The sequence below is a fragment of the Olivibacter ginsenosidimutans genome (genome assembly GCF_039542865.1).
Taxonomy (GTDB): Bacteria; Bacteroidota; Bacteroidia; order Sphingobacteriales; family Sphingobacteriaceae; genus Olivibacter; species Olivibacter ginsenosidimutans.
Genome location: NZ_BAABIQ010000003.1, coordinates 313,889 through 328,340, shown reverse-complemented (window position 1 = coordinate 328,340; position 14,452 = coordinate 313,889). Strand labels below are relative to the sequence as shown.

The window sequence follows — 14,452 nt, the reverse complement described above, 5'->3', positions numbered from 1 at the left end:
CTTCTCGCAACTGACAACTGGTAACGCACAACTAAAAATCCTCGAACCGCTCCCAGAAACCATCCCGGGGTAATGTTGCAAAAATATGTACAGGTTCCTTTTTCACGGGATGTTCAAATGTTAATCGACGGGCATGAAGGCAGATACTTTTTTTTAAACTACCTCTGGGATAACCGTATTTATTGTCGCCAACAATGGGACATCCGAGCGTAGCCAATTGAACCCTAATTTGATGGGGTCTACCAGTTATAGGGTCGACTTCCAACAAATAATACCCATTTAATTCTCCTAAAAGCTTATACCTTAATTCTGCACGTAAACTCCCTTTAACCTCATGGTCGTATGCTTTAGTAACGTTTTTTTGGGTATTTTTTACCAACCAGTGCACCAATGTGCCTGCTGTTGTAGCCGGTTTATTACGCACTACCGCCCAATACGTTTTGTGCATTTCCCGTTCCTTAAATAGCTTATTGATTCGATCTAGGGCCTTACTTGTTTTGGCAAATAATATAACGCCACTAACGGGTCTATCTAGTCGATGAACTACTCCTAAAAAAGCTCCGTTAGGTTTATTATATTTCTTCGCCAAATACTGCTTGACCTTTTCATCGAGCGGTTCATCCCCTGTCTGGTCTACCTGCACAATATCTCCCGCACGCTTATTAATAGCGATCAAGTGATTATCTTCGTAAAGTACGTCTCTATCGGTAATAGGTCCATTCGCCATGCTCATACAATGCGCAAAGTTAAGGAAACGTTTTATTTATTCTTCCCTTTATTTTCGGCTCCCGGCTTTGCAATGGATTCGCGCATATCGGTGTCTGCCTGAATATTTTGCATACGATAATAGTCCATAACACCCAAGTTACCGTTACGAAAAGCTTCCGCCATAGCTAAAGGGATTTGCGACTCGGCCTCAATAACTTTTGCTCGTGCTTCCTGCGCCTTAGCACGCATTTCCTGCTCAGAAGCAACTGCCATGGCCCGACGCTCTTCGGCACGAGCATTGGCCACTTTTAGATCGGCTTCCGCTTGATCTGTTTGTAATTTTGCCCCAACGTTTTCACCAATATCAATATCCGCAATATCAATGGAAAGGATTTCAAAGGCAGTACCGCTATCTAAACCCTTTTCTAAGACCGTTTTTGAGATTTTATCTGGATTTTCTAAAACTTCTTTATGATTATTAGCAGAGCCAATGGTGGTTACAATCCCTTCACCAACCCGAGCTAATATGGTTTCTTCCCCTGCCCCGCCTACCAATTGGTTAATATTTGCTCGTACCGTTACGCGCGCCTTGGCGATCAGTTGAATACCATCCTTGGCTACTGCAGCTACCGGTGGCGTATTAATGACGCGCGGATTTACCGATATCTGAACCGCATCAAACACATCCCTACCGGCTAGGTCTATTGCAGTAGCCAACTTAAAATCCAAGGGAATATTTGCTTTATCTGCCGATATGAGCGCCTTAATAACATTATTGACATTACCACCAGCCAGATAATGCGTTTCAATATCATTGGACGTGATATTCAATCCGGCCTTCGTTGAGGTAATCATGGCATTTACCACCAAAGAAGGAGAAACTTTACGCAAGCGCATCAACACCAAATTAAGCAAATTTACCTTTACACCCGACAATTGCGCTGTAAACCATAAATTGACAGGTAAAATGTATAGAATTAGAAAAAGCGCGATAATCGCACCAATAATCATCAGTATGGGAGATAATGCAGGTTCCATGTTGATCATATTTTAACAGATAAAAAATAAAAGACAGCCTCATTCCTCCAAGGCGTATTGGCTAAAGATACTTTTTTATCTGCTCAATTAAAAATAATTTACCCTGATTAAGTCTTTTTGAACTGAGCGAGCTGTTCATCCATCAATTTTAAGCCCTCGCCAAAACTATGGGGTACATAATCGAGTTTGCTATAGGCTTTTTCCAAGATAAAACCGGTTCTTTTGGGCCGAACGGCATCTTGCTTTAAGCCTACCGAACTTTCTTTGCAAATAAACGAGGCGTCTAAACGATAATGTTCTACTACGACTTCTACTAATTCGCAGATACTAAATAAATCTTTTCCCGAAATATGATAAATACCTTCAGCTCGGCGTTCCGCTATTGTCAAGCAAGCCTTAGCCAAATCTTCCGCCAATGTAGGCATACGCCACTGATCCTTAACCACTTTAATTTCTCGACCACTTTCTAAAGCCTCCTTCGCCCATAAAACAATATTACTACGGCTTAAATCGGGTACAATACCATACACTAAAATGGTCCGTACAATGGTCCACGGACAAACTGCAGCCTGTAATAAACGTTCAGCTTCGGCTTTATGCTTACCATATACGTTCAACGGATTTGGCAAATCATTTTCTGCATAAGGCCCCTCCTCACCATCAAAAACAAAATCGGTGGATAGGTTTACGAAGTGAATAGCCTGGTCTTCACAAAGTGCTATCAGATTGGCTACCGCAGCAACATTTACTTGGTAGCTACCCTCCGGATCGCGTTCGCAAGCATCTACATTAGCCATCGCAGCCGTATTAATAATCACGTCTGGTTGGTAACGCTTTAACATCTCCTTTACTTGTTTATGATCGGTAATATCTAAATCTACATAAACGTAGCCTGTTTTTATGGGATATCTATTGACTCCGCGAGACGATGCGATATAATCAAAGCGATGACTATCATCGTTCAAAATAGCAGCTGTTAATTTCTGCCCTAATAGGCCATTACTTCCTGTAACCAATAGTTTCTTCATCTGTAAAGATTTAATTTTTCTTGACAATGAAACGGGTATAAGCCATTAACCATGTCATATTTCATTAGACACAACTAGAAGCATTTTGTTTAATGTGTACTAAAAAAATCAATAGCTACGGCAGAAATGACACCTCTTTCTACGTTCGAGATCACGGATTTATGGTCCTTTTGGATATTTTTTCCGATAGCCCTATTTGTTATACACCATCAGTATAGTAGTTACAAATAAAGGCCTAAGACTTAGACCAATGGGAGTATAAAAATTCTTTTCATTTAAGTGTTTGATATTCGATGAGAAAATGTATTTTTGCAGTCCGAATTAAAGCCCTTAAATGGCAATAAATCTGTACATTATTTAAAAAACATAGTTTCTTATATGTCCAACACCGGAAAAATAGCGCAAATAATCGGACCTGTAGTAGATGTTAGCTTTGCTGGCGATGCTCAATTACCGAAAATTTTCGACGCATTGGAAATCGAAAAAGCAAACGGACAACGTATTGTTTTAGAGGTACAACAACATTTAGGAGAAGAGCACGTACGTACTGTCGCCATGGATTCAACAGATGGCCTTGTTCGTGGCATGCCCGTAAAAGATACAGGAGCCCCTATCAAGATGCCTATTGGCGATGACATAAAGGGCCGCGTATTTAACGTCGTTGGAGATGCCATTGATGGTATCCCTAATCTCGATAAATCAAATGGCCGCCCGATCCATAATTTACCTCCAAAATTTGAAGATCTTTCTACAGAAACCGAAGTGCTTTATACCGGTATTAAGGTAATCGACTTATTAGAGCCTTATGCTAAGGGAGGAAAAATTGGATTGTTTGGAGGAGCGGGTGTAGGGAAAACAGTATTGATCCAAGAATTGATCAATAATATTGCTAAAGCATATTCCGGTCTTTCGGTATTTGCAGGTGTTGGCGAACGTACACGTGAAGGAAATGACCTGCTCCGTGAAATGTTGGAATCCGGTATTATCAAATATGGCGATGAATTTCTCCATAGCATGGAAAAGGGGGAATGGAATTTAGCGCAGATTGATACAGAAGCGCTAAAAGATTCTAAAGCAACCTTTGTTTTCGGACAGATGAATGAGCCTCCAGGTGCTCGCGCCCGTGTAGCACTCTCCGGTTTAACAATTGCTGAATATTTCCGTGATGGTGACGGTGAAGGCGCTGGTAAAGATATTCTCTTCTTTATCGATAATATTTTCCGCTTTACACAAGCTGGCTCTGAGGTATCCGCACTCTTAGGCCGTATGCCATCTGCCGTAGGGTACCAACCTACATTGGCTACCGAAATGGGTTTAATGCAAGAACGTATTACCTCTACTAAACGGGGTTCCATTACCTCCGTACAAGCCGTTTATGTACCTGCAGACGACTTGACAGACCCTGCTCCGGCCACGACCTTTGCGCACTTGGATGCAACAACGGTACTTTCCCGGAAAATTGCCGAGTTAGGTATTTATCCGGCAGTGGATCCATTAGACTCCACTTCACGGATTCTGAACCCTGTTATTTTAGGTGATGAGCACTACAACACGGCACAACGGGTCAAAGAAATTTTACAACGTTACAAGGAGTTACAAGATATTATTGCTATTCTAGGAATGGACGAGCTATCTGAAGAAGACAAGCTGGTCGTTTCCCGTGCACGCCGAGTACAACGTTTCCTATCGCAGCCATTCCACGTAGCAGAGCAATTTACCGGTTTAAAAGGAGTGCTGGTTGACATCAAAGATACGATTAAAGGATTTAATATGATTATGGACGGTGAAGTGGATGAGTATCCCGAAGCTGCTTTCAACTTGGTAGGTAGTATTGAAGATGCCATTGCGAAAGGCAAAAAACTAATGGAAGAGGCAAACGCCTAATATTTAGGATAAGGAATCCCTACGATATGGAACTTAACATTATTACACCCGATCAGTCTGTATTTAACGGAACAGCAACTTCAGTAACCGTACCTGGGTGTGCAGGATCTTTCGAGATTTTAAAAGATCATGCCCCTATTATTTCAACATTAGAAGACGGAAATGTTATTATCCGCAGCCACAATAAAGCTGTCGAAACTATTCGAATTAAAGGGGGCGTAGTCGAAGTGCTCAATAATAAAATTACGGTGCTTGCAGAAGGTGTTATAGCGGACGAAAATTAATTCAACATAAAACAAAAAACAGGCCCGGTAATCTTAGGTTATCGGGCTTTATTTTTTGCATTTTTCCAGACTAAAGCATCATTTTAGGCAGAAAACCACCCCCAAATACTATGCATGCATAAACACATACCGTATACCATATTAGGTTTTGGTCTATCTATTAAACTCTTATATATCAAAAATAACAGTATATTTAAAATTATATTTCGTTAAAAACGAAGAAACGAAATAAAATACCAAATTCAAGAAATCCTTTTCGACTATTGCCAAATTAAACAGAAGCTCCTATTTTGGGAAAACAAATACTGAGGGAACAATCTATCTATTTACATTTAATAAAAAACTACATATTTTAAACAATATGCCAACTAAACAAACAACTGAACTAAATAAGTATAGCAAGGTTTTTACCCAAGATAAAACACAACCCGCTGCTCAGGCAATGCTTTATGGGATTGGCCTTACCGATGAAGATATGAATAAAGCGCAAGTGGGAATTGCCAGTATGGGATATGATGGCAATACTTGCAATATGCACTTAAATGACCTAGCCCAAGTAGTTAAAAAGGGCGTATGGGATCATGATCTCGTTGGATTAATTTTCAACACCATTGGCGTCAGCGACGGCATGAGTAATGGTACCGATGGCATGCGCTATTCTTTGGTTAGTAGGGATATTATCGCCGATAGCATCGAAGCAATATGTGGAGGGCAATATTATGATGGCTTAATCACCATCCCCGGTTGTGACAAAAACATGCCTGGTTCTATTATGGCCATGGGAAGATTAAATCGCCCAGCAATTATGGTTTATGGTGGCACGATTGCCCCAGGCTATTATAAAGGGGAAGAGTTAAACATTGTATCGGCATTTGAAGCATTGGGCAAAAAGATAGCGGGAACCATCTCTGACGAGGACTTCTTGGGTGTGGTGAAGCATACCTGCCCTGGTGCCGGTGCTTGTGGCGGGATGTATACCGCAAACACCATGGCTTCTGCTATTGAAGCCTTAGGCATGAGTTTGCCTTACTCTTCTTCCAATCCAGCGGTAAGCGAAGAAAAGAAGAAAGAATGCCTGGAAGCAGGAAAATATATACGTATTTTACTGGAAAAGGATATTAAACCCTCTGATATCATGACACGCAAGGCTTTTGAAAACGCCTTACGGCTTATCATTGTTTTAGGTGGAAGCACTAATGCAGTTTTACACTTCATTGCTATAGGAAAAAGTGTTGGCGTGGAAATCACCCAAGACGATTTTCAACGCATGAGCGATACTACGCCGGTATTATCCGACTTTAAACCGAGCGGCAAGCACCTCATGCAAGATTTGCACCAATATGGTGGGACCCCAGCTGTTATGAAATACCTGTTAAATGAAGGGTTACTTCATGGCGATTGCCTTACCGTTACCGGAAAAACCGTAGCCGAAAATTTAGCAACGATTACACCCATTAACGAAATTGATCAAGATATTGTGCAGCCTTTGGATAAGCCATTAAAACCAAATGGCCATTTACAAATTCTCTATGGCAACTTGGCCGAAGGAGGTAGCGTAGCTAAAATTTCCGGCAAAGAAGGAGAACGCTTTGAGGGGCCAGCCCGCGTTTTTGACGGAGAAAAGCATCTCATTGAAGGCTTAGCCAATGGGGTCGTGAAACCGGGCGACGTTGTCGTCATAAAGAACGAAGGGCCAAAAGGGGCACCCGGTATGCCGGAAATGCTAAAACCAACTTCCGCCATCATTGGCTATGGTTTAGGAAAAAGTGTCGCTTTAATTACTGATGGCCGTTTCAGCGGTGGTACGCACGGCTTTGTCGTTGGCCACATTACCCCAGAAGCTTATGACGGAGGACTTATAGGCCTCGTTGAAAATGATGATATTATCGAAATTGATGCCGTTAACAATACCATTAATCTTAAAGTAGCAGATGACATTATTGCCGAACGGAGAAAGAACTGGAAAAAACCTTCGCTTAAGGTGTCTAAAGGTGTATTGTATAAATATGCTAAATCAGTTTCTACTGCGGCAGAAGGTTGCGTAACGGATGAATAAAACAGAAAGCAGAAGGCTTAAAGCGAAAGGCGGAAAGCTTAAAGAGTAAAGCAGAAAACGCTTATAATAAGACAAAACAGTATAAAATACTACGTACTATAATATACTAAGTACCAAATACTATACATATGAATACGCTCGAAATCACCAAAGACACTCCTCAGCAAGGTCTAGAGGAAAAAGCGACAACAACACAGATATCAGGTTCCCAAGCTGTATTGGAAGCATTTATTGCTGAAGGAGTGGATACGATCTTCGGCTATCCGGGAGGAGCTATCATGCCTATTTATGATGCACTCTACGATTACAATGACCGGTTAAAACACATCCTGGTTCGTCATGAACAGGGAGGCATTCATGCAGCTCAAGGTTATGCCCGCACTTCCGGGAAAACAGGTGTAGTATTTGCAACAAGCGGTCCGGGAGCAACGAATTTGGTTACTGGCCTCGCTGATGCCATGATTGATAGCAATCCTATTGTATGCGTTACCGGACAGGTTTTTGCTCAATTACTTGGAACAGATGCCTTTCAAGAAACCGATGTAATTAACATTACTACGCCCGTTACGAAATGGAACTACCAGGTAACCGATGCATCGGAAATCCCCGCGGCACTGGCAAAAGCATTTTATATCGCAAAAACCGGTCGGCCTGGCCCTGTCTTAATTGATATCACCAAAAATGCCCAGTTGCAGTTGTTTGACTATGAAGGTTACACACCTTGTAACCATGTCAGAAGTTATCGTCCTGCTCCCATTGTACGTAAAGAATATATTGAAAAAGCTGCAGAGCTCATCAACCAAGCAAAAAAACCATTTGTCCTATTTGGGCAAGGTGTGATTCTCGGGAAGGCAGAACAAGAATTCAAAACGTTTATTGAAAAAACGGGAATACCTGCCGCGTGGACGATTATGGGACTAAGCGCCCTACCAACAGACCATCGACTTAATGTGGGTATGTTAGGCATGCACGGCAATTATGCTCCTAATGTATTAACCAATGAATGTGATGTCTTAATTGCCATCGGAATGCGTTTTGATGATCGCGTAACCGGCAGATTAGATAAATATGCGAAACAAGCTAACATTATTCATTTAGATATCGACCCTGCAGAAATTGATAAAAATGTTAAAACCACGGTACCGGTATGGGGCGACTGTAAAGAAACACTCCCCTTGCTTACCCAACTGGTTCGCGAAAATAAACATGAAGAATGGTTACAACGGTTTCGCGCGCTAGCCAAAGAAGAAGTGGAAGCAGTCATTCAACCTGAACTGCATCCAAGCGAAGGTCAGATGACGATGGGAGAAGTCATTAATCTATTAAATGAACTTACCCATGACGATGCAGTTATTGTTACGGATGTAGGCCAACATCAAATGGTAGCTTGTCGCTATGCACGTTTTAAGCAAAGCAAAAGTAACGTTACCTCCGGAGGCTTAGGGACAATGGGCTTTGGTCTTCCAGCAGCTATCGGTGCTTGGTATGGCACTCCTGATCGTACCGTTGTTGCGATTATTGGCGATGGCGGTATCCAAATGACCATACAGGAATTAGGTACCATCATGCAGTTTGGTGCCAAGGTTAAAATTTTGATTTTAAATAACCAGTTCTTAGGCATGGTACGGCAATGGCAGCAACTATTCCATGATAAACGCTATTCCTTTGTCAACATCACGAGTCCGGATTACATCACGGTAGCCAAAGGGTACCATATTCCAGGAAAACGTGTCGAAGACCGTGCAAATTTGAAAGCATCTTTAAAAGAAATGTTGGAACATGATGGTTCTTATCTTCTTGAAGTGATGGTTGGTAAAGAAAACAATGTTTTCCCTATGGTACCACAAGGAAGCAGTGTAAGCGAGATACGATTAAAATAAAAATTCAAAAGTAAAAAAGCTTTAAAGCGAAAAGACAATGAATGGGACGTTAGCTATCGTAGGTATTATCCGTTCATATGCTTAGGTGCAGCCTCAAAATTTTTCGAGTTAGCACAGGCTAAGTAAAAGTAGAACCCATCAAGAAAAATTTTAAGCTGCGAGGTTATTCACAGCATAATAGATACCAATAGGAGTTCATGAGATCGCTCCGCTCAGTTTTGCTTCTTTTTGCGGAAAAAAGAAGACAAATATTTTAATTTTTAATTTGTAATGGAAAAACAAGAATATACGATAACGCTTTATACCGAAAATTCCATCGGAATGATCGGTAGGATTGCTACGATTTTCTCTCGTAGGAAAATCAATATTGAGAGTATGAATACTTCTCCATCGGAGGCCTATGGCATCCATCGTTTTACAATTGTGATTACCGAATCAGAAGAAGTAGTACGAAAACTCTGCCGTCAAATCGAAAAACAGGTAGAGGTATTAAAAGCGTACTATAACACCAATGATGAAGTTATTTGGCAAGAACAGGCACTGTATAAAGTACCTACCGAAATTGTAACGGAAAAGGCTCCTATTGAACGCCTACTGCGGGAATACGGTGCTCATGCTGTAGTTATCCGAAATGATTATACGGTTTTTGAGACCGCAGGACATCGGGAAGAGATTGACAAGCTAACTGAAGCGCTGGCGCAATATAATTTAATAGAATTTGTTCGCAGCGCACGCATTGCTATCATTAAAGACAGCGAAGGTTTTCATAAAAAACTCAAAGAGTTTGAACGTGCTGAACCCGTGGAAGAAGTTGTGGAAAATGAATACTTGGATAAGCAAGATAACGTATTTAGCATGTAAGGGGCGCTATGGCTATAACCAGCATTGATATGGCTGTTCAAACACGGAAAAATTTTATGCTATTGATGGATGAGCTTACCATCGATGACGTTAATACTATTCCTCATGGCTTCAACAATAACATTGCCTGGAATTTCGGGCACCTAGTTGTTAGCCAGCAAAAACTTTGTTATACCTTAGCTGGATTGCCGCTAAAGATAGATGAGCAGTTCCTTATAAAATACCAACGGGGATCTAAGCCAGAGGCTTTTGTTTGTCAAGAGGAAATAGATCAGTTAAAAAAGCTGGCTTTTTCGCTGCTTGTAGCGTTAGCAGAAGACTTAAAAAGCAAGATATTCCGTAATTTTACACCAACTAAATTGCATTACGGAATAGAGTTGTTATCCATTCAAGATGCGGTTAACTATTTCCCGGTACATGATGCCCTGCATCTTGGCTTTGCTACCGCTATCAAAAAGGCAATGAAAGCGAAAAATTAGACGGGAAGTCGATTAAAAAAACGAAGGATTAAACAATAATAAATTTATCAAATAAAAACTAAAAACAATGGCACAAATTAATTTTGGCGGAACAATAGAAGAGGTTGTAACGCGTGAAGAATTTCCGCTACAGAAAGCACAAGAAGTATTAGCAAATGAAACAGTAGCTGTTATCGGCTACGGAGTACAGGGCCCCGGACAGGCTTTGAACCAAAAAGATAACGGTATCAACGTCATTGTTGGCCAGCGCAAAAATTCTAAATCATGGGATAAAGCTGTAGCCGATGGTTTTGTACCGGGAGAAACCTTGTTTGAAATTGAAGAAGCCTTGGAAAAAGGAACTATCATTTGCTATCTATTAAGTGACGCCGCTCAAATTGAGCTTTGGCCAACTGTTAAGAAAAATTTGACTAAAGGTAAAGCCCTTTATTTTTCTCATGGCTTTGGTATTACCTTTAATGAGCAAACCGGCATTATTCCTCCTGCAGATGTAGATGTATTTTTAGTTGCACCCAAAGGGTCAGGTACATCCTTACGCCGTATGTTCTTACAAGGACGCGGCTTAAATTCAAGCTATGCTATTTATCAAGATGCAACAGGAAAGGCAAAAGACCGTGTAATTGCTTTAGGCATTGCTGTAGGTAGTGGTTACTTGTTCGAAACCGACTTCAAAAAAGAAGTATTTTCCGATTTAACCGGCGAGCGTGGTACCTTAATGGGGGCTATTCAAGGTATATTTGCTGCCCAATATCAAGTGTTGCGCGACAATGGACACTCTCCTTCGGAAGCTTTCAACGAAACCGTAGAAGAGTTGACTCAATCCTTAATGCCTTTAGTTGCAGAAAATGGTATGGATTGGATGTATGCCAATTGTTCTACTACCGCTCAACGTGGGGCACTTGATTGGTGGAAAAAATTCCGCGACGCTACTGCTCCAGTGTTTCAAGAACTTTACAACAGCGTAGCAACAGGTAAAGAATCACAACGTTCGATCGACTTGAATAGCCAACCAGACTATCGCGTAAAATTAGAAGCAGAATTAAAAGAACTGCGCGAAAGTGAAATGTGGCAAGCTGGTCAAGCTGTACGCAGCTTACGTCCAGAAAATCAAACGGTAGAAGCGTAAATCAGTTTTCGGCAATCAGGTATCTTCACCAATCGGTTGATACCTGATTGAAATAAAATAGACAAGAGGAATACGGCAAGGTAGAGAAAGGTCTTAATACTTGATATTGATGTCTTAATACCTAGTACTTCGTACTAAATACTTAATAAAAAAATAAAACAATGTTACACGATCCTAATCGCATATTCGTTTTTGACACCACACTTCGCGATGGAGAACAGGTGCCCGGCTCACAATTGACTACCCCAGAAAAAATTATTATTGGCGAAGCCTTACAAGCTTTGGGTGTTGATGTTATTGAAGCCGGTTTCCCGATTTCCAGTCCGGGTGATTTTCAAAGTGTGGTTGAACTTTCAAAAGTTGTTCGCGAACCCATTATTTGTGCGCTAACCCGTGCGAATAAGGGTGATATAGATTGTGCAGCAGCAGCATTGAAGCATGCTAAACGGCCGCGCATTCATACTGGGATTGGTTCTTCAGACATGCACATTAAATATAAATTTAATAGTACCCGTGAAGCCATCTTAGCACGTGCTGTAGAAGCGGTGAAATATGCCAAACAGTTTGTGGAAGATGTGGAGTTTTATGCTGAAGATGCCGGTAGAGCGGATAACGAATACTTAGCGCAAATGATCGAAGCCGTGATTGCAGCAGGAGCTACCGTCGTTAATATCCCCGATACTAATGGTTATTGCTTACCCGAACAATATGGCGCTAAAATCCGCTTTCTAAAAGAAAATGTTAAAAATATTGATCAAGCGATTATCGCTGTACATTGCCACAACGACCTGGGCCTAGCGACAGCCAATAGCATCGCTGGTCTCCAAAATGGCGCGAGGCAGGTAGAGTGTACGATCAACGGTATAGGTGAACGTGCAGGCAACACTTCATTAGAAGAGGTCGTGATGGTGCTTAAAACGCATCAATCGCTAAACCTCCATACCAATATTAACACCAAACATCTCTATCCTTTAAGTGGCACGGTGAGCCGCATGATGCGTATGCCTGTTCAGCCTAACAAAGCTATTGTTGGTCGAAATGCATTCGCACATAGCTCCGGTATACACCAAGACGGTGTGTTGAAACATCGCGAGACATATGAAATTATCAATCCGGAAGATGTCGGTATCGATCAATCAGAAATCATCCTTACCGCCAGAAGTGGCAGGCACGCCCTTAAACATCATTTAGAGCGCTTAGGATATGCCATCGACCGCATTGATCTGGATCAGACGTACCAACGTTTCCTGCTATTAGCGGATGAGAAAAAAGAGATCAAAGATGATGATCTTTTACGTCTTATGGGCGATGAAGCGGAAACCAATTTCAAGAATGGCGTAACCATTAATTCATTAGAAGTAACGACAGGAGACCAAAGTGATCCTGAAGCAACAATTAAACTAAACTATAAAGGATCCGAACACGAAGCAACTGCTCGTGGAAACGGCCCCGTAAGCGCAACAATAAAGGCAATCGAAAGTATTCTTGGCAGCCATAACGAAATCAAAGAATTTAATATCCATTCCATCCATGGCGGAAGCGATGATGTGAGTAAAGTGGATATGCGCGTAATCCATGGCGATAAATCGTATATGGGTTATGGATTCAGTACCGATATCGTTAGAGCCTCGGCCAATGCTTACCTCGATGCATTGAACAAATTTGTATAGGTTGAAGCCTATAGGCTTTATAAAAAATAAATAAAAAAATGAGTAAGACGTTATTTGATAAGGTGTGGGATGCCCATGTTGTACGCAAGATTGAGGGTGGCCCCGATGTGTTATTTATCGACCGTCATTTGATCCATGAGGTAACTAGTCCAGTTGCCTTTTTAGGATTGAAAAACCGAGGGATTACGGTATTATATCCGGAACGTACCTTTGCAACAGCAGATCACAATACCCCTACCCTCAACCAACATTTACCGGTAGCTGATCCACTTTCTGCAAATCAGTTAAAAGCCTTGGAAGAAAATGCGAATGCTTATGGCATTCGGCATTGGGGTTTAGGGCATTTAAAAAATGGTATTGTACATGTTATTGGCCCTGAAAATGGGATCACTTTGCCAGGTGCAACCATTGTATGTGGTGATTCACATACGTCTACACACGGTGCTTTTGGCGCTATTGCTTTTGGTATTGGTACCTCTGAAGTAGAAATGGTATTAGCTTCGCAATGCATTATGCAACCAAAGCCCAAAAAGATGCGCATTAACATCACCGGTACGCTAGGCAAAGGCGTTACGCCAAAGGATGTTGCGCTGTTTATCATCTCTAAATTGACTACGTCTGGTGCGACTGGATATTTCGTGGAATATGCGGGAGAAGTTTTTGAAAAGATGAGTATGGAAGGGCGGATGACCGTTTGTAACCTAAGTATTGAAATGGGTGCACGTGGTGGGATGATTGCTCCAGATCAAACGACATTTGACTATGTTAAAGGACGTGAATTTGCTCCTAAAGATGAAGCTTGGGACAAAGCCATGGCCTACTGGCAGACCCTCAAAACAGATGCAGACGCTGTATTTGATAAGGAATTTACGTTTGATGGCGGCAGCATTGAACCCATGATTACCTACGGAACAAATCCGGGTATGGGAATGGGCATCTCCAATCATATTCCAAATGCCTCAGCCATTGAAGGTGGTGTAACAACCTACGAGAAATCCCTGGGTTACATGGGCTTTCATGAAGGCGAGTCGATGCTGGGAAAAAAAGTAGACTACGTTTTTGTGGGCAGCTGTACCAACGGACGTATTGAGGATTTCCGGGCATTTACTTCCTTGGTTAAAGGCAAGAAAAAAGCAGCGGATGTTACGGTATGGCTGGTTCCTGGTTCCCATGTGGTAGAAGAACAAATCAAAAAAGAGGGATTATTGGATATCTTGACCGAGGCAGGTTTCACCCTGCGGCAACCGGGTTGCTCTGCCTGTCTGGCGATGAACGACGATAAGGTACCCGCTGGTAAATATGCAGTAAGTACTTCCAACCGGAACTTTGAAGGACGGCAGGGTCCTGGCGCAAGAACGATGCTCGCTAGCCCCTTAGTCGCTGCTGCTGCTGCGGTAACCGGCGTAGTTACTGATCCCAGAACATTAATTTAAATACC

Annotated in this window: 12 protein-coding genes; 9 read left to right on the top strand and 3 right to left on the bottom strand. The window is 41.8% G+C overall.

Features of this window, described 5'->3' with window-relative positions; translation table 11 throughout:
- Positions 1-31 precede the first annotated feature (31 nt).
- The 3 genes from ABD930_RS02680 to ABD930_RS02670 form a co-directional block, all read right to left on the bottom strand.
- On the bottom strand, positions 32-733 hold the full coding sequence (locus tag ABD930_RS02680) for an RluA family pseudouridine synthase (RefSeq protein ID WP_345230150.1): 702 nt from the start codon (positions 731-733) through the stop codon (positions 32-34).
- A 26-nt stretch (positions 734-759) separates the two neighbouring features.
- Positions 760-1,746, bottom strand: coding sequence for a flotillin-like protein FloA (gene floA, locus ABD930_RS02675; protein WP_345230149.1), 987 nt, complete (start codon positions 1,744-1,746; stop codon positions 760-762).
- Positions 1,747-1,853: 107 nt separating this feature from the next.
- Positions 1,854-2,774, bottom strand: a complete 921-nt coding sequence (locus tag ABD930_RS02670) for an SDR family oxidoreductase (RefSeq protein ID WP_345230148.1) — start codon at positions 2,772-2,774, stop codon at positions 1,854-1,856.
- A 378-nt stretch (positions 2,775-3,152) separates the two neighbouring features.
- Between ABD930_RS02670 and atpD the strand changes: the two genes are divergently transcribed.
- The 9 genes from atpD (at position 3,153) to leuC (ending at position 14,447) form a co-directional block, all read left to right on the top strand.
- A complete protein-coding gene (gene atpD / locus ABD930_RS02665; RefSeq protein WP_345230147.1) occupies positions 3,153-4,658 on the top strand; it encodes a F0F1 ATP synthase subunit beta in 1,506 nt (501 codons plus the stop codon).
- Positions 4,659-4,684: 26 nt separating this feature from the next.
- Complete coding sequence (gene atpC, locus ABD930_RS02660) at positions 4,685-4,942, top strand: ATP synthase F1 subunit epsilon (protein WP_345230146.1); 258 nt, start codon at positions 4,685-4,687, stop codon at positions 4,940-4,942.
- A 361-nt stretch (positions 4,943-5,303) separates the two neighbouring features.
- On the top strand, positions 5,304-6,998 hold the full coding sequence (ilvD, locus tag ABD930_RS02655) for a dihydroxy-acid dehydratase (protein ID WP_345230145.1): 1,695 nt from the start codon (positions 5,304-5,306) through the stop codon (positions 6,996-6,998).
- 128 nt (positions 6,999-7,126) lie between these two features.
- The gene (gene ilvB / locus ABD930_RS02650) at positions 7,127-8,878 is read left to right on the top strand and encodes a biosynthetic-type acetolactate synthase large subunit (RefSeq protein ID WP_345230144.1); all 1,752 of its coding nucleotides are present in this window, start codon (positions 7,127-7,129) and stop codon (positions 8,876-8,878) included.
- 270 nt (positions 8,879-9,148) lie between these two features.
- Positions 9,149-9,739: an acetolactate synthase small subunit gene (ilvN, locus tag ABD930_RS02645; RefSeq protein WP_345230143.1), complete on the top strand. Its 591-nt coding sequence runs from the start codon at positions 9,149-9,151 to the stop codon at positions 9,737-9,739.
- A gap of 29 nt (positions 9,740-9,768) precedes the next feature.
- Complete coding sequence (locus ABD930_RS02640; RefSeq protein WP_345230142.1) at positions 9,769-10,218, top strand: DinB family protein; 450 nt, start codon at positions 9,769-9,771, stop codon at positions 10,216-10,218.
- A gap of 67 nt (positions 10,219-10,285) precedes the next feature.
- On the top strand, positions 10,286-11,344 hold the full coding sequence (gene ilvC, locus ABD930_RS02635) for a ketol-acid reductoisomerase (RefSeq protein WP_345230141.1): 1,059 nt from the start codon (positions 10,286-10,288) through the stop codon (positions 11,342-11,344).
- A gap of 161 nt (positions 11,345-11,505) precedes the next feature.
- Complete coding sequence (locus tag ABD930_RS02630) at positions 11,506-13,014, top strand: 2-isopropylmalate synthase (protein WP_345230140.1); 1,509 nt, start codon at positions 11,506-11,508, stop codon at positions 13,012-13,014.
- Between the two features lie 38 nt (positions 13,015-13,052).
- Positions 13,053-14,447, top strand: a complete 1,395-nt coding sequence (gene leuC, locus ABD930_RS02625) for a 3-isopropylmalate dehydratase large subunit (protein ID WP_345230139.1) — start codon at positions 13,053-13,055, stop codon at positions 14,445-14,447.
- Positions 14,448-14,452 lie beyond the last annotated feature (5 nt).